Here is a 16,549-nt window from a genome sequence, read left to right on the forward strand (position 1 = left end):
GTCTTGCCAAACAGTACAGAAGAATTACCCCTAAGACGGTTTCCCCTTGAAATCAAGCGGGTGGTCAAAACTGGGCAAAACCCAAACCCAGTGTTTACCAGTCAACCAAAAAACCATCCATAACTATGCAAACCGATTCCCAGCAAATTAACGCCGATATAACACACGACAATCACCACTAACCCGGAGGCCGCAACCAATGCTGGCCGCCGTCCCTGCCATCCACGACTGAGACGCGTATGGAGATAGGCGGCATACACAAGCCAACAGATCAGAGCCCATGTTTCCTTTGGATCCCAACTCCACCAGCTTCCCCAGGCTTCATTAGCCCAGACGGCACCGCTGATGATGCCAACAGTGAGCAGTAAAAAGCCCACTGTGATCGTGCGATAGCTAAGACTGTCTAGCTGCTCAGTGCGGCTGAAATGGACGGAAGACAGTTGTACCTCCGGTGGGTTCTGCACAGCAACTCCACCTTCAGCAGCGAACACTTTCGGCCTTCGATAGGCACCAGTTCCAATGGAACTGCTGCGAAGTTCAAGCTCTTCGCCTCGGTCTGTCAGTAATACAGCAACCGACAGCAGCGACCCCACCATCAGAGCCGCATAGCTGACCATGATCACGCTGACGTGCATCACCAACCAGCTGCTGCGCAAAGCAGGAACAAGCGGTGATGCTTGCTGTAACTGATCAGGCAGTGCAAAGCTCGCAAAGGCAATGCAGCCGAGTCCCATGGGTGTTGCGGCAGCTGCCACAAGTGGTGACGACCAGTTGCGCTCAACCAGCAGCTGGGTGAGCGTGCAGGCCCAGGCCAGAAAGCACAGTGATTCGTAGAGGTTGCTGATCGGAAAATGTCCAGATTGCCACCAGCGCAATACGAGCTGGGCTGTCAGCAACAAGTTGGAGAGGGCGATCAGTGAACGAACACCGCTTGAGCTACGACCATTAGACAGAGCCCAGAAACTCCAGGGGAGAGCTGTCAGCAAAAAGGCAAAGGCCATCAGACCCAGAAGCAGAACGGGTTCGGAGACGATCGCTTCCAGACCGGAAAACCCCATCAAACACCTCGACCAGAGGACTCACTGACGTTGATTCTGACGGTCTGGCTCATCGACTGGCCTGCCGTAGTAGGAAACCGCCACCAGCTAGAGAGATCAACACTGGACTCCAGGCAGCAAGTAGGGGTGGAAGGGTTCCCTTGACGCCAAGGGAACTGAAACTGAAACCAAGCAGGTAATACACCAGAATCATCACAACACTGATCCCGAAACCCTGGCTACGGCTGGTTCGATTGTTCGGCTTGGCACCCAGGCTTGCTCCGATCAAACCGAAGACGAGACAAGCCATGGGCAGAGTGAATTTCTCCTGAATCCGAACCTGAAGCTTCCTCGCTCCCTTGACGTCACCAGCGTTCTCAAGCAGTTGCTCCGCCTGCAACGCTTCGGCAACGGTCATGTTGTTGGCATCTTTTGGAAGCTTGGCGATCCTGATCGGTGCCGCACTAAAGGGGTACATGTATCGGTCGAAATCAGCCGAAGTGGTGCTTCCTGAGGGCGTCAGAGTGAGAATCTGCCCGTTGAAAAATTCCCACTTCGCTTCCTGTTCATTCCATTGACCACTTTCAGCAAGCAACATCTGGGTAAAGCCGACCCTTGAAAAATCAAGCAGTGTGACTCGGGTCATGGTTCCGTCTTGGAATCTGCTCGCATAGAAAAGCTGAAGCAGACCTTTGCTGGAGGAACCGTCAGGTTCCTCCAGCCTTCCAAAGCGTGGATAGATGATGTTGTCACCTTTTTCAGTGGCGATGGCCTTGCCAAGAGCCCTACGCAAGGTCACCTCGGCCGATCGATTACTGCGCGGCACCAAAACGTCGTTAAACAGGAAGGTGAGGCTTGACATCACCAACGCCAGCACCAAGGCAGGAATGATCATGCGTGTGGCCGTCACACCAACACTGCGTAGGGCTGTGAGTTCACTGTTGGTGGAAAGACGGCCGTAGGCCAGCAACGTGGCAAGCAAGGTGGCCATCGGGAACGAGAGCACCAGAAAGCTGGGCAGTCGCTGCAATAGCACCTGAATGGCAATCAACACCGGCAGATTGGATTCAACAATCTGACGAACCAGCTCAAACAGAACCCCCACCGAAAGGGAGAGCACCGTGAACAGGGCAACGGCAAATAGAAGGGGGCCGATCAGCTCACTAAGAAGCCAGCGATCGAGGAGAGGAATCCTGCGCAGGAGCACATGAATCCGTTGCGTCAGGTTCTGAATCACAGCTGGAAGCCCTCACCGAGGTAGTGACGACGCACCAGAGGATCCGAGGCCACCTGATCAGAAAGCCCAGAGGCCAGGACGCTCCCGTCCGTGAGGATGTAGGCCCGATCAGTGATGGCCAGAGTTTCCCTCACATTGTGATCAGTGATCAGAATTCCCATTCCCCTTTGACGCAGCGCCTGAATCAGTTGCTGCAGATCCGCCACCGCCAGTGGATCCACACCGGCGAAAGGCTCATCCAAGAGCAGATAACGCGGTCCTTCAAGCCCAACCGCCAGGGCACGGGCCACCTCACAACGACGACGTTCGCCACCGGATAGTTGGAAACCCTTGCGATTCAGAAACGGCTGCAGATGAAAATCATCAATGAGTTGTTGGAGGCGTTCACGGGCCTGAGGCTTAGCGAGTCCGGTCTGTGACAGCACCAGCTCCAAGTTCTCCCGCACTGTTAATTGTCTGAAAACGCTGGGTTCTTGGGGCAAATAACCGATCCCAAGTCGTGCCCTCTGTGGCATGGAGAGACTGGCAACGGGATGTCCATCCATCAACACCTCTCCCTGATCGGGCTTGAGCAGGCCGATGACAAGGTTGAAACTTGTGGTTTTACCAGCACCGTTTGGGCCTAGAAGACCGATCACTTCACCCGGTTCCAGCTTCAGGGTGAGATCTTTCACCAGAGGTCGACCTCCCAGGGAGAGAGAGACCCGATTGAGACTGAGACTCATGGTGTCAGCGGGGTCTGCGCTGGCTGATCAGGGCGCAGGATCATGGTGGCGCGCACCTGTCCGCCATTCGTCGGTACCGCCACAGCCCTTTCATCCTCAAGGTTGTAGGTCACACGTTCAGCCCTGAGTGTGCTGCCATCTTCCTGTACGACGTCGACATCACCACTCAGCACCAGGCGGCCCTCGCGGCTGAAGTACTGCGCCTGACGCGAGGTCGCCACCATTCCACGGGAGGGGTAAACGATCCGGACATTACCGATGGCGGTGACCACACCCGTGATGTTGTCAGCCGTTTGACTGTCGGATTCGATGGTGATCAAGCCATCGTCCGAGGGCGGACCCTCCAGAGGTGCGACAAACTCCTGCGCCAGAGAAGGTCCTGACAAGGCGAGAGCCAGACCCGCGCACCAGATCATGGAACGACGGAGCACAGTGATCGATCGCTGAAACGGTGGGAACACCATCGGTCCAGGCGCTTGGGAAAGGATGTGTCATGGTCCCACGAATCACTCCACTGCAATCAGGCGAGGTGGCGGTAGAACCTCCGGGTCTGAGCCGGACTGAAGGGCGCTCAAGCGATCAGCGACTGCTTGATGCAACGCCATGAGGTCAAGCCCCAGAGCAGTGGGTAATGAGGGTCTGAGGCGCCCAATACCCTCACCGAGAAGAATGGTGGCACCGCGTGTGTTGCCCCGTTCGAGGTGAACATGGGCGACAGCGATCTGCACAATCGCCTGAATCAACTTGCGATCGGGATCGATCTGCTCATGCCAGATCTCCTCAAAGGCATCGTGGGCCTCATACCAGGCTCCGGAATTGAACAGCTCCAGAGCCTGCGGGAAACGGGGATCGTCAGCCGGACTCAACGCTTGGCCATCTTCTTCGCAGGAAGTTTGCGCAGACGAATCGATTCCGGAGTGACCTCAAGCATTTCGCCAGGACCGATGTATTCAAGAGCGCGCTCCAGCGTCATCTGAACAGGAGACTGAAGGGTGTCGAGTTCTTCAGCACCCGCTGAACGCATGTTGGTGAGCTGCTTCGACTTGCAGACATTGATCTCAAGATCCTGAGGACGATTGTTCTCGCCGATGATCATGCCTTTGTAAACCTTGGTTCCTGGGGAAATGAAGAATTGACCACGATCTTCGGCATTTTTGAGGGCATAGAAGGTGGAAGTGCCCTCCTCAAATGCGATCAACACACCATTGCGGCGGGTGTCGAAATCACCCGTCATCGGCCGGTATTCAAAGAAGGAATGGCTCATGATCCCTTCACCACGAGTGGCACGGATAAATTCACCACGGAAACCGATCAGGCCACGGGAAGGAACCACAAATTCCAGCTGTGTACGGCCATCCGAACTGGTTTCCATGTTCTGCATCTCAGCCTTGCGTGAGCCCAGTTTTTCAATGCAACTTCCCACGGCTGCTTCAGGAACATCCATCACAAGGGTCTCGACAGGCTCGCAGGGTGTGCCGTCGATGGTCCTGAAAATCACCTGCGGCTGAGAGACCTGGAATTCGTAACCCTCGCGGCGCATGGTTTCAATGAGGATGCCGAGGTGGAGCTCACCGCGACCACTCACTGCAAAACGATCAGGTGAATCCGTGTCTTCAACTCGGAGTGCAACGTTGGTCAACAGCTCACGCTGGAGACGGTCTCGCACCTGACGGCTGGTCACAAACTTGCCTTCTTTACCTGCAAAGGGTGAGTCGTTGACCACGAAGGTCATCTGCAGGGTCGGCTCATCAACCTTGATCAGTGGAAGAGCTTTGGGTTCATCCGGACAGGCAATCGTCTCGCCGATATTGACCTCGTCAAAACCGGCTACAGCCACCAGATCGCCAGCACTGGCTTCAGCGATTTCAACGCGCTGCAGTCCTTCAAAGCCAAGCAGTTTGCTGATCCGGCCCTTCTTGAGGTTGCCGTCATCTTTGATCAGAACTGCATTCTGACCCTGCTTAATCACACCATTGTGCACACGGCCAATGATGATCCGGCCTAGAAAATCGGAATAATCAAGCGTGGTGATCTGAAGTTGGAGAGGCTTGGTGGAATCGCCCACCGGAGGCGGAACGTGGCGCAGAATCGCATCGAAGAGCGGACGCATGTTGTCGCTCTCAGTTTTCATATCGGGCTTGGCGAAACCACCCAGGCCACTTCCAAACAGATAGGGGAAATCACACTGGTCGTCGTCGGCACCCAGCTCAAGGAAGAGATCAAGCACCTTGTCGACAGCCGTTTCAGGATCAACCCGAGCACGATCGATCTTGTTGACAAAAACGATGGGCCTCAAACCCTGTTCCAGTGCTTTTTTCAGCACGAAACGGGTCTGAGGCATCGGACCTTCATTGGCGTCAACGATCAGAAGGCAACCGTCCACCATGCCGAGCACGCGCTCGACCTCACCTCCGAAATCAGCGTGTCCAGGGGTGTCAACAATATTGATGCGGGTGTCGTTGTAGGTGACAGCCGTGTTTTTGGAAAGGATGGTGATTCCACGCTCGCGCTCCAGGTCATTGGAATCCAGGACGCAGGTGGGGACTGCTTCGTTGTCACGGAAAATGCCTGACTGGGCCAGCAGTGAGTCGACCAGGGTCGTCTTTCCATGGTCAACGTGGGCGATGATCGCGATGTTGCGAATCGCCTTTTGCTGGGCGCTCATGGGGGTCTGTAGGGGGCGGAATGTCTCTAAGCGCCCGCAGGCGCAGTCGACGCACCTTATCTCAACGTGAGATCGTTTCGGGTCGATGTGGACGGTCTTGATGAAGGTTGCTCCAGTACTAAGCACCAAATCAGCGCAGATCAGCGCGAATGACGATCCTCAAGCTCCATTGGCCAGGCGACGTGCAGGTTCAAACCTTCTCAACGCATCCGCTGAACCTTCAAAACGCCAGTGCCAAGGCTCGTAACTGACACCCTGCGAATTCACAGCAGGGAATGAAAGCGTGAAGTGATAACTAGCGGCATGATCCTGAAGCCAACTGAAGGCGTAAGTCTGCTCAAAAGAGGTTGACAAATTAGTCGCCGGGTCGTCCCCATCCCCGAGGTCGACGGCATAGCCAGTGCTGTGTTCGGAATACCCTGGCGGTGCAGACACCTTGGCCCGCTCCGCGGCAGTTTGATTGCGCTCGGATTTGACGTCGAAGAAAATACTTTTCTGGAGTTCCTGGGAGCGATAACCGCTCAGCAATCTCAGATCAACGCCATCGGCTGCAGCCGCACGACGCATGGCATCAAGAGCGATGGCGGCGTCTCGATGCAACTCAATTCCCGCCTCCACTGGCACCAGTTGATCCACCACTGCCTCTGGGTAGGGGAAATGCCCCAGTAGGCGACCATCACGACCTGGCTGTTCCTCAATGCCCTCAACCAACTCGGGCTTGGAACCGAACGGCAGCAGGTCCGGCAGGAATAAGACTGTGGCTAGCGACAGTGAGAAGACAACACCACAGGCGAGCAGAAGTCCTAGACCACTGCCTCGCTTCGGTTGAGAGGAACGACTGCGGCGTGCGATGGGGATGTCATCGCGGCTGCTGTCGCGCTTCCTGCTGCGGGTGGCGACAGCCCGAGACAAAAGAACACTTCACTGATGTTTCGATCGTAAGGGGGTGCGCCAGTGCCAGCGGCGAAAGGACAGGTTGCGGTGTAGCTTCAATTTAGAGTCCAGCGGAGTGTGCTGAGATGCTGAGAGTTGCTGTCATCGGCGGAGGTCCGAGCGGTTCCTGCGCGGCCGAAGTGCTTGCAAAAGCTGGCATCAACACCTGGCTGTTCGAACGCAAACTTGACAACGCCAAGCCCTGCGGAGGAGCAATCCCACTCTGCATGGTTGAGGAATTCGAACTTCCTGAATCAATTATCGACCGAAAGGTCCGCAACATGAAGATGATTTCCCCCTCCAACAAGGAGGTGGATATCAGACTGGACCCACTCGGCTACGACAACGATGCCTATATCGGCATGTGTCGTCGTGAGGTTTTTGATGCCTTCCTGCGCAACCGCTCCGCCGAACTCGGGGCGACTTTGGTGAATGCGTTAGTCCAGAAAATTGACACCGGAACCAATCGCCAGGGGCCCTACACCCTGCATTACGCCGATTACAGCAATGGTGGTCCGACCGGAGAGCTGAAGACTCTCGAGGTGGATCTGATCATCGGCGCCGATGGTGCCAACTCCCGTGTTGCCAAGGCCATGGATGCCGGTGATTACAACGTGGCCATCGCTTTCCAGGAACGCATCAAGCTGCCTGCCGAGGAGATGACCTATTACGAGGATCTCGCCGAGATGTATGTGGGGACCGACGTCTCCCCTGACTTCTATGCCTGGGTGTTCCCCAAGTTCGACCACGTTGCTGTGGGAACAGGAACAATGCAGCAGAACCAGTCGCTGATCAAAGGCCTTCAGAAAGGGATTCGTGAGCGTGCGCGCAAGCGTCTGTTCAAGGGTGAAGTGATCAAGGTCGAAGCCCATCCAATCCCCGAACATCCCCGTCCAAGAAGAGTTGTGGGTCGCATGGCCCTGGTGGGTGACGCCGCTGGCTATGTGACCAAGAGCTCAGGTGAAGGGATTTACTTCGCCGCCAAGAGCGGGCGAATGTGCGCGGAAGCCATTGTGGAGATCTCAGCGAACGGAAGCCGCATCCCCACGGAGAAGCAGATCAAGTCGACCTACCTGAAGCGCTGGGACCGGAAGTACGGCGCCACTTATGCGGTTCTCGACATTCTCCAAAAGATTTTCTACCGGAACGACGCAGCCCGGGAAGCCTTCGTGGAAATGTGCGATGACCGCGATGTTCAGAAGCTCACCTTTGACAGCTACCTGTACAAGCGGGTGGTGATGATGAATCCCTGGCAGCAGGTCAAGCTCACCCTGCGCACTGTTGGCAGCCTGTTACGCGGTCAGGCCCTTGCACCGTCCAACTACGGGTCTGTTCCCTCCGCAGTGGGACGAACAGACGGTGACTTCCTAGCGGAGGAAGCGGCCCAGGCAATCAAATCCCAGTCCAATGAAGAAGACCACGCGTCAAGCGGAGAGGAGCGTTCAAAAGTCACCAGCAGCTGAGCTCAACCAATGTGGAGCTCAGCTATTTGATTTACGACTGGATGTTGTCGAAACGCGCCAGAACGGAAGCCTGATTGCGCAGGACACCAAGCAGGTTCAGACGGTTGCGTCTCACAGCATCGTTATCAGCCATCACCATCACGCTGTTCTCGCCGTCGAAGAAGGCCTCGAGAGCTCTAGCAGCACCCTGAAGCTCTGAAGCCAGGCCTTGGTAATCACAGGCCTCAGCTAGCGGACTGAGGGCCTGCAACTGCTTCAGCAGATCAGACTCACTCGGTGAGTCGAACAACGAGGCTTCGATCACGGGTCCCGGGACCAGTTGAGAGCTGTCGAGATCACCTTTCTCGGCCAGTTTGGATGCTCGTTGAACCACTGCCTGAATAGCCTGGAGGCGACCGCCAGTCCGCAGTTCCTGCAGCAATAAAAGCCGTTCACGGGCATCGACAGGATCCTGAAGCAGGCGTGCGCTGCTCACCCCCTCTCCGCTTACAGCCTGCACAAGGTCGAGCGGGAAACCATCCTCTTCGAACTGAGACACCATGCGTTGCCGCAGCAGCTGGCCCAGATCATTGGCCAGACCAGGAGCATCAAACTGAAACGCTGGGAATAAATCTGCCCAGTGGTCTGCCGCTGTTGACAGCAGCGTCTGCAACGGCAGTCGCCAGCCACGGTCCCAGAGGATCTGAACGATTCCATTGCCGGCACGGCGGAGCGCGTAGGGGTCGGACGAACCCGTCGGACGCTGACCTTTGGCGAAAATGCTGAGTAGGAGCTCCAAACGCTCAGCCAGTGCCAGCAAGGCACCGGCATCGCTAGAAGGTGGCGCGTCCCCCGCACCTGCTGGTTGATAGTGCTCTGCCACTGCCAAGGCAACATCGCGGTGTTCCCCTTCCTCAAGCAGATACTTACCGCCCATCAAACCCTGCAGTTCAGGGAATTCACCCACCATCTGGCTGACAAGATCGTTCTTGCAGAGATAGGCCGCACGGCGTCCATGGTCTGCCTGTGATTCGCTGGTTGCCAGGGCCTGAAGCAGCTTGTCCATCACCCAGCTGATCCTCTCGGTGCGATCCAGCAGGCTGCCTAGACCTTCAGCAAACGTGACGCGATCGAGCTCCTGACGCCGTTGCTCGCTGGGTTGTCGGCGATCAACATTAAGGAAAAACTCAGCATCCGCAAGACGGGCACTGAGAACTCGCTGATTACCGCTGACAATCGTCTTGGAGGCATCAGGCAATCCATTGCCAACAAGCAGAAAATCGGACAACAACACGGTGCGAGCACCAAGCTGCAGCGGATCGGCAGTCGCGTTCGTTTGCCTAAGAGGAACGTACCGTTGATGCGACTGCATCACCGTGACGATCACTTCCGGCGGCAAATCCAAATACTGATCTGCGATTTCACCCTTCAGCACGATGGGGGCTTCCACCAGGTCCACCAGCTCCTGAAACAGGCTTTCCGGACAATCAGCCTCACCGCCGCAGGAGGCTGCCTGAGCAGCAATGGAGCTGCGAATCATTTCGGAACGCTGATCGCGATCCACCATCACACCGGCTTCAGCAAGACGCTCTGGCAGTTGATCTGCAGACGTCAACTCAGCGAGCGAGTCATGAAGACGATGGCCTCGACTGTGACGACCACTGCGCACGAGAGGATCAGAGGCATCGAGAGTGACAGGTATCAGGGCCTCACCCAGAAGCGCGACAAGCCATCGCACAGGTCGACTGAACCGCTGCTCTCCGCTCCCCCAGCGCATGAACCGACGTCCCTGAAGGCTGTCAATCCACTGGGGGATGAAGTCCTGCAACAGAACGGAGCTCTCCTGACCAGGGGTGCAGACACGAGCAAACAGACATGGACCCTTGGGCGTGTCTCGGGTTTCGAGCTGCGAGGGGTCCACGCCGCAACGCTTAGCAAAACCAAGAGCGGCCGGTCCTGGCTGGCCGTCAACCAGAGCCTGGGACACAGGAGGGCCCTTGCGATCCTCCTCCAGATCTGGCTGTGAATCGATGAGATCGCTGATCTGAACTAACAAACGACGTGGTGTCCCCGTTACCGAGAGCGGTCCGTGGTCGAGCCGCAGCTCTTTCAGATCAGTGCGGACACGCAGCTCCAGCTGCTGAAGCGCTGAGCGAACGAAATCGGCCGGTAGTTCCTCAGTGCCGATCTCGAGCAGAAACGTGTTTGCCACTCCACGTGCCAATGCAGGTGGCGACTTTATGAGACGCCGCTTCGCTAGTTTCAAATGAAACAACGAGGCACGTGTGAGCGACGGACTGACAGCCACATCCAATGCGCAGGAGGCCGTCGTTGCTTCTGTGCTGGATGGGCCTGCAGCGCGCACAGAGTCGATCGATACAGCACTGTCAAAAGCTGAGAAACGGAAGCTTTACAGCGGTCATCTGCGTGAGCCGCTGCAGTCGGAACTCCTGAACGACGACATCCGTTTCAGTGAAGATGCCGTCCAGTTGCTGAAGTTTCACGGCAGCTATCAACAAAACCATCGCGAACTGCGCAAAACCGACAAGGTGCGTTGCTGGCAGATGATGCTGCGGCTGCGCAATCCAGGAGGTCGGGTCCCAGCTGATCTGTTCGCAGCTCTTGATGACCTCTCTGATCGCTACGGCGACGGCACACTACGCGCCACAACCCGCCAGGCCTTTCAGATGCACGGGGTGCCGAAGGGTGACCTGAAGACCGTGATCGGCACGATCATTACCAATCTGGGGTCAACCCTGGCCGCCTGTGGTGATATCAACCGCAACGTGATGGCCCCCCCTGCGCCGTTCGAGAAGGGTGCCTACCCGGCAGCAAGGGCACTTGCCGATCAAATCGCTGATCTTCTCAGCCCTGAGGCAGCGGAGGGGTCTTACCTGGACATGTGGATTGACGGCGACCACAGCTACCGCTTTCAGCCAGTCACAACCGTCCGCAAGGCCCGCAGCCGTCAGCAGAAAGGAGGAGTCTTTTCCGGCAGCGGAGCCGAACCTCTCTACGGCGATACCTACCTGCCCCGCAAATTTAAGGTTGCCGTCACCGTGCCAGGCGACAACTCCGTTGATCTACTGACTCAAGACATCGGACTCGTGGCTTTTGCTGATGCCTCAGGAGCACTGAAAGGTTGCAATGTCTACGTGGGGGGCGGAATGGGCCGAACCCACAACCAGGAAGACACGTTTGCAAGAACCGCCGACGTGCTCGGCTACGTGAAGGCGGAGGACATCTTCGATCTGCTGCAGGCGATCATGGCTTTGCAAAGGGATCACGGAGATCGTGAAATCCGCAAGCACGCCCGTATGAAATATCTCCTGCATCAGCGGGGGATCACCTGGTTCAGATCAACACTGAGAAAGAGCTACTTCAGAGGTGAACTGAAGGGCATCCGCCAGGAGCCTGTTGCCAAGCTCCAGGATTACCTGGGTTGGCACCGTCAGAAGAAAGGTCTCTGGTTTGTCGGACTACCGATGATGTGCGGACGACTGGAAGGTGCGGTGAAAAATGGGTTGCGCAAAATTGTGCAGACCTATCAGCTGGAAATCCGCCTAACTGCCAATCAGGACCTACTGCTCTGCAACATCGGCGCCGCTCAGAAAACATCGATCAAGCAGGCACTCGCAGAACTTGGGTTTGAACTTCCAGGCGAACCAGCCCCGCTTGCGCGTCATGCGATTGCCTGCCCAGCACTGCCAACTTGCGGTCTGGCAATCACAGAGGCTGAGAGGATTCTCCCCGAGGTGCTTGACCGCCTGGATGCGTTGTTGCAAAAACTGGGCATCGACCAATCGGTTTTGGTGCGCATGACCGGATGCCCCAATGGCTGCGCCCGTCCCTACATGGCCGAACTTGCTCTGGTGGGAAGTGGCCTGAATCAATATCAGCTTTGGTTGGGTGGCACTCCGAATCTTCAGGTGCTGGCCAGGCCCTTTTTGCAGAAGATGCCCCTGGATCAACTGGAATCAACGCTGGAGCCCTTACTGATCAACTGGAAACAGTGCGGGGTCAAGCGCAGTTTCGGAGCGCACGTCAACCGACTCGGAGACGAGTTGGTTCAACAACTCCTGGAAACGGAGGCGTAGATCGCTCCGGGAGTCTGTTGTTTCCAAGCCCAGAGCTGATCTCCGTGGCTGAAATGCCACCATTCATTGGGATGTCTGGCAAAACCAGCCTGGGACATCACTTCATTGAGCAGACAACGACGACCGTGCCAGCGAGCCGCCTCACCGTGGGGATTTGCTTCAGCCTCCCTGGCATGGTGATCGGGAATGGACTGATCGCCGATGGCATCGATGTCACCGCCCATCTCCAGTGGCTTACCAGAGCTGTCAGCAAGGGTGAGATCCACTGCGCCACCGGTGCTGTGAGGAGGGGGTGTACAGGGATCCGGACTCGGAGGGGCCCAGAACCGGGCCACATCGCTTTGCACCTGTTCGAGAGCTGCAGCCATCAACGGGTCTGAAGGATCAAAACCCTGAGAGCGGCATTGCTCCTGCACGGCGTGCTCCACCATGAAAGCCTGGACACGAATCGGCCTCCAAGCATCAAAGATCGCCAGCTGCACCGTGCCGACCTCTGGATCACTTCGCATCGACAGAAGGGTCTGTGCGGTAATCAGCCGCTTAAGAACGCCGGAACGCAGTCGATAGGGATCGGCATCCTCGCCATACGGTGCACCGACGCAGGCATAGGGATGGGGCTCAAGGCACAGGAAGCGTGGCTTGAGCGACACAAGCGGTTCACCACAGTCGTCGATCACCACATCGCTCCAGGGACGACGCATCCGACCTCAGAACGCAAGGCAGCCATCGTATGGGGAGACCATCATCAGCACTCCGATGGGATTCAGTTGAGTTGAGCCGCCGAAGTCACACGACTGCGCTGCTCATCGAGAAGACGCCTAAGCACGGCGTAATCCTTCAGCTCTGGATCCACACGCAGGATGTCTGCAGCCTCATCCCGCGCTTCCTCCAGCACAGATCCATCATCAGCAAGACTTGCCAATGCCAGATCCGGCAGGCCGGATTGACGCGTTCCGAGGACCTGACCAGGTCCCCGCAGCCGCAGATCCATCTCAGCGATCTCGAAGCCGTCGGTTGACCGCACCAGAACTTCCAGTCTCTGGCGGGCGAGAGGGTTGCGGCTGTCATTGATCAGCAGACAATGGGAGGCCGCCGCGCCACGACCGACACGACCCCGCAGCTGATGCAGCTGCGCGAGACCGAAACGGTCGGCATGGTCGATCACCATCACACTGGCCTCTGGCACATCCACACCCACCTCCACCACAGTGGTCGAAACCAGAACCTTGGTCTCCCCTGAAGCGAAGGCTTTGATCACAGCCTGCTTGTCCGCACTGGCGAGACGTCCGTGCAGCAGTCCAACCTGAAGATCAGGAAACACCTCATCGGCAAGCTGTCGGTGCACATCCACAGCTGAACGCAGATCTATCTTTTCGGACTCCTCCACCAGGGGCAGCACGACATAGGCCCTCTGGCCCTTGTCCACCTCGGCCCGGATCAGGTCGTAGGCCTCATCGCGATTCGAGCCCGTGATCATGGTGGTACGAATCGGCGTACGGCCTGGCGGCAATTCATCGATCTGACTCACATCCAGATCACCATGCAGGGAGAGCGCCAAGGTGCGGGGAATCGGCGTTGCCGTCATGGTGAGCAGGTGAGGCTGCAAACCCTTACCGAGCAAACGATTGCGCTGACGCACACCAAAGCGGTGCTGTTCGTCCACGACCACAAGGCCAAGACGAGCGAAAGCCACCGGATCCTCCAGCAGAGCATGGGTCCCGACCAGAATTTTGCAAGCACCTGATCCAACGTCCGCAAGGATCCTGCGGCGTTGCTTCTGGGGTGTCGAACCCGTCAACAGCTCAACGGTGACATGAAGAGCTGGCATCCAGCCGCAAAGACTGCGGTAGTGCTGCTCAGCGAGCACCTCGGTGGGAGCCATCATTGCCCCCTGCCATCCGGCCTGAATGGCTCTCAACAGAGCAGCTACGGCAACGACCGTCTTGCCGCTGCCCACATCCCCTTGAACCAGTCGAGCCATTGGTTCCTGCCGGTTCAGATCTGCCTCGATTTCTGCCAGAACCCGCTGCTGCGCAGCAGTGAATTCAAACGGCAGCAATGTGAGAAAACGACCCAGCAACCCATCTCGATCTGATGCGACGCTGCTTAGGGAGGGTGCGGAGCGTTGCTTCAATGCCGCACGGCGTTGCATCAAGCCGAGCTGCAGCAGAAGAAACTCATCAAAAACCAGGCGATGCCTGGCCTGCTGAAGTTGATCGGATGACTCAGGACGATGAATCGCCACCAGGGCCTGATCGCGTCTAAGCAGCTGGCGTGCATCGCGCCGGATCCTGGGAAGTGGCTCCGGCCAGAGACGCACCGATGGCAGGACGCGTTCGATCAGCGCACGAAAACGATCCGCCGTTAGCCCCTCCGTGAGCGGATACACAGGCAGAAGTCGGCCGATCCGACTGGAACGAAGTGGTGCTTGAGCACTCTCCATCACTTCGATCAGTGGATCCTGAAAACTGATTCCATAAGGCCCGCTTTTAACCAGGCCACTGACAGCAACCGTGGATCCATTGGGGTACTGGCGGGTCTGACCATGCAGATAGGAGGGGTTACTGAAGCGCTTTCCAGCCAGGAAACGGGTCACCTTGATCCGCCCTGTTGGATCCTGAAGCTGCAGCTCAATGATCGAAAGATTGGGATTGCGGGGACTTGTGAAGCCATGGCAGCGCCGCACCGTGGCCACAATCGTTGCTGTTTCACCCGGCACCAGGGCATCAATGCGTCGCAGTGCCGAATAGTCGACATAGTCCCTGGGGTAGTGGAGGATCAGATCACGCACCAGCAACAACCCCAGGCTGGCCAGCCGTTCTGCGAGTTTCGGCCCAATGCCTTTCACCTGAGCCAGTGGACTGTCGAGACTTGGTGCGGCCGAAATGGATGGAACAGATGATGAAGATCGTTGCGCAACTTTTAGACGCGGTGGAGCCATGGGTGCTGATGGCTCCAGCCGCTGGCGCAGAGCATGAAGCCACTGTCTGACCACCGTCACCTGTCGGCGACGGGCTGCATCATCGAGGGTTGAATAGTCGCCGAATCCCTCTGCCAAGGCCTGAAGACGAGGAGGAACATCTCCTGGCAAAGGAATCTGCGGAGGAGTGGCCAGCTCGCGTTGCATGAAGCTGTGAAAGCGTTCATTGCGGCCCTGAAGATTGCTGAAACCGCGTTCAACCTCGAGTGACAGCGCCTGCTGCAGAGGTCGGATCCACACCAGAAAGCGTTCCAAAGCCTGATAGTCCAGGCCGGCATTCAACTGAGTTGAGGAGTCTCCGGCTGGTTGGGCCACCAATGGTTCTGGACCTCTCGGACACTGGCGCGACGCTGCCAGTGTCGCTCCTTCTGCAGCAAAGTGCCTAGATCACGACGTTGCAATCGAAGCCGACTGCGGCTGCGCCTCAGAGCATGGTCATCGAACTCAAGCTCGGACGGGCGCATCAAAACACAGGCGGTATCGATCGCCTGATCGTCAATGACCATCGACAGAGGCAGGGTCAGTCTCAGCACATTGGAGGGTGCCGACTGGGATGGCAGCTGACCATTATTCACAGCATCCAGAAGCTGCATGGGAAGAAGGCTGCGCGTCACCCCCGCTCGCATCAGCTCAACATTCACAGCATGGGACACATTGCGCAGCCTTCGGATTAAGGCGGAATCCAGTGAATCCATCCAACTCAACAGGCCGCTCGCGGTCGAAGGCATCAGTTGATCGTTCGACTGAGCTATCGAATCCAGATGGGATTCGTCTGGTTCGAGACCGCTTTGCAACTCCTGATAAGACTCTCCCTGATCCAAGGAATCCCCGGCCATCACGAACAGTGATCGCAGGATCTCCAGTTCGGACATCTCTGCACCTGAATCAGGTGGTGTCAGTGACTGAGGCTCAGTTACTTCAGAACGATCAACCGAATCATCAGCGGTCGAGGGCGGATCGGTCGGCAGCAGACCCTCCAGCAGGTCGGGGCGTTCTAACGGCAGATCCATTCCCAGCTCAATCCCGGGGGATGGTGCTTCACTCATAGCTGGCTCAACGCTGCTAGGAGAACGGTCAGCGAGATTCTGAAACTGCTGGATGCGGGATCGCCGCTCTTCGTCCTGCAGGCGCACGGCCAGCACGAGCAGCTGCTCAATCGTGATCATCGATGAAGCACGTTGAACGAGTGCATCGATCCGTTGCTGCAATAGCGTCTGGCGCTCTGAGAGCGATGCGCGTTGCAGAGGAGAGAGAGAGCAGAGCAGGTGGCGGATCGCCGCTTTGACCGCGATAGGCAAGATCAGACGCACCAGTTCCAGATACTGGGCCTGCTCTCTGTAGAGAAGCGGAGCCAGTGAGTTACACCGCTCTTCCAGGCGTGCAAGTTGCACGCCTGGATCATGCGCATAACGACTCCCCGGCAATCCCGTCAA

General features: G+C 57.1%; 13 protein-coding genes. 2 read left to right on the forward strand and 11 right to left on the reverse strand.

Features of this window, described 5'->3' with window-relative positions:
- Positions 1 to 101: 101 nt before the first annotated feature.
- The 7 genes from ccsB to DXY31_RS06710 all read right to left on the reverse strand — a co-directional run bounded on the left by ccsB (position 102) and on the right by DXY31_RS06710 (position 6,576).
- A complete protein-coding gene (ccsB, locus tag DXY31_RS06680; RefSeq protein WP_114992981.1) occupies positions 102 to 1,058 on the reverse strand; it encodes a c-type cytochrome biogenesis protein CcsB in 957 nt (318 codons plus the stop codon).
- Between the two features lie 49 nt (positions 1,059 to 1,107).
- Positions 1,108 to 2,274, reverse strand: a complete 1,167-nt coding sequence (locus DXY31_RS06685) for an LptF/LptG family permease (RefSeq protein ID WP_114992982.1) — start codon at positions 2,272 to 2,274, stop codon at positions 1,108 to 1,110.
- Entirely contained in the window at positions 2,271 to 2,999 is a 729-nt protein-coding gene (gene lptB / locus DXY31_RS06690; protein ID WP_114992983.1) for an LPS export ABC transporter ATP-binding protein, read from the reverse strand. The genes DXY31_RS06685 and lptB overlap by 4 nt, the downstream gene beginning before the upstream one ends.
- Positions 2,996 to 3,415, reverse strand: coding sequence for an LptA/OstA family protein (locus tag DXY31_RS06695; RefSeq protein ID WP_114993122.1), 420 nt, complete (start codon positions 3,413 to 3,415; stop codon positions 2,996 to 2,998). The genes lptB and DXY31_RS06695 overlap by 4 nt, the downstream gene beginning before the upstream one ends.
- Before the next feature lie 90 nt (positions 3,416 to 3,505).
- The gene (locus DXY31_RS06700; RefSeq protein ID WP_114992984.1) at positions 3,506 to 3,865 is read right to left on the reverse strand and encodes a DUF309 domain-containing protein; all 360 of its coding nucleotides are present in this window, start codon (positions 3,863 to 3,865) and stop codon (positions 3,506 to 3,508) included.
- Positions 3,862 to 5,664 (reverse strand): translational GTPase TypA, encoded by a 1,803-nt coding sequence (gene typA / locus DXY31_RS06705; protein WP_114992985.1) that lies wholly within the window; start codon positions 5,662 to 5,664, stop codon positions 3,862 to 3,864. Before typA ends, DXY31_RS06700 begins: the two co-directional genes overlap by 4 nt.
- Before the next feature lie 159 nt (positions 5,665 to 5,823).
- Complete coding sequence (locus DXY31_RS06710) at positions 5,824 to 6,576, reverse strand: M15 family metallopeptidase (protein ID WP_114992986.1); 753 nt, start codon at positions 6,574 to 6,576, stop codon at positions 5,824 to 5,826.
- A gap of 107 nt (positions 6,577 to 6,683) precedes the next feature.
- Between DXY31_RS06710 and chlP the strand changes: the two genes are divergently transcribed.
- On the forward strand, positions 6,684 to 8,060 hold the full coding sequence (gene chlP, locus DXY31_RS06715; protein ID WP_114992987.1) for a geranylgeranyl reductase: 1,377 nt from the start codon (positions 6,684 to 6,686) through the stop codon (positions 8,058 to 8,060).
- A 31-nt stretch (positions 8,061 to 8,091) separates the two neighbouring features.
- Here the strand turns inward: chlP and glyS are convergent, their stop codons facing one another.
- Positions 8,092 to 10,251 carry a glycine--tRNA ligase subunit beta gene (gene glyS / locus DXY31_RS06720; protein WP_114993123.1) on the reverse strand — a complete coding sequence of 720 codons (2,160 nt, stop codon included), beginning with the start codon at positions 10,249 to 10,251 and terminating at the stop codon, positions 8,092 to 8,094.
- Between the two features lie 127 nt (positions 10,252 to 10,378).
- Here glyS and DXY31_RS06725 point away from each other — a divergent pair, with 127 nt between their 5' ends.
- Complete coding sequence (locus tag DXY31_RS06725; RefSeq protein WP_114993124.1) at positions 10,379 to 12,136, forward strand: NADPH-dependent assimilatory sulfite reductase hemoprotein subunit; 1,758 nt, start codon at positions 10,379 to 10,381, stop codon at positions 12,134 to 12,136.
- On the opposite strand, the gene DXY31_RS06730 is transcribed toward DXY31_RS06725, so the two are convergent.
- The 3 genes from DXY31_RS06730 to DXY31_RS06740 form a co-directional block, all read right to left on the reverse strand.
- Entirely contained in the window at positions 12,109 to 12,837 is a 729-nt protein-coding gene (locus DXY31_RS06730; RefSeq protein ID WP_114992988.1) for a M15 family metallopeptidase, read from the reverse strand. The genes DXY31_RS06725 and DXY31_RS06730 overlap by 28 nt on opposite strands.
- 62 nt (positions 12,838 to 12,899) lie before the next feature.
- Positions 12,900 to 15,434, reverse strand: coding sequence for an ATP-dependent DNA helicase RecG (gene recG / locus DXY31_RS06735; protein WP_114992989.1), 2,535 nt, complete (start codon positions 15,432 to 15,434; stop codon positions 12,900 to 12,902).
- Entirely contained in the window at positions 15,395 to 16,549 is a 1,155-nt protein-coding gene (locus DXY31_RS06740; RefSeq protein WP_244279591.1) for a hypothetical protein, read from the reverse strand. The genes recG and DXY31_RS06740 overlap by 40 nt, the downstream gene beginning before the upstream one ends.

The organism is Synechococcus sp. UW179A (genome assembly GCF_900473965.1).
Lineage (GTDB): Bacteria > Cyanobacteriota > Cyanobacteriia > PCC-6307 > Cyanobiaceae > Synechococcus_C.

Coding starts and splice junctions, on each gene's coding strand:
- ccsB (WP_114992981.1), bottom strand. CDS start 1,058: ATGGGGTTTTCCGGTCTGGAAGCGATCGTCTCCGAACCCGTTCTGCTT.
- DXY31_RS06730 (WP_114992988.1), bottom strand. CDS start 12,837: ATGCGTCGTCCCTGGAGCGATGTGGTGATCGACGACTGTGGTGAACCG.
- lptB (WP_114992983.1), bottom strand. CDS start 2,999: ATGAGTCTCAGTCTCAATCGGGTCTCTCTCTCCCTGGGAGGTCGACCT.
- DXY31_RS06695 (WP_114993122.1), bottom strand. CDS start 3,415: ATGATCTGGTGCGCGGGTCTGGCTCTCGCCTTGTCAGGACCTTCTCTG.
- typA (WP_114992985.1), bottom strand. CDS start 5,664: ATGAGCGCCCAGCAAAAGGCGATTCGCAACATCGCGATCATCGCCCAC.
- chlP (WP_114992987.1), top strand. CDS start 6,684: ATGCTGAGAGTTGCTGTCATCGGCGGAGGTCCGAGCGGTTCCTGCGCG.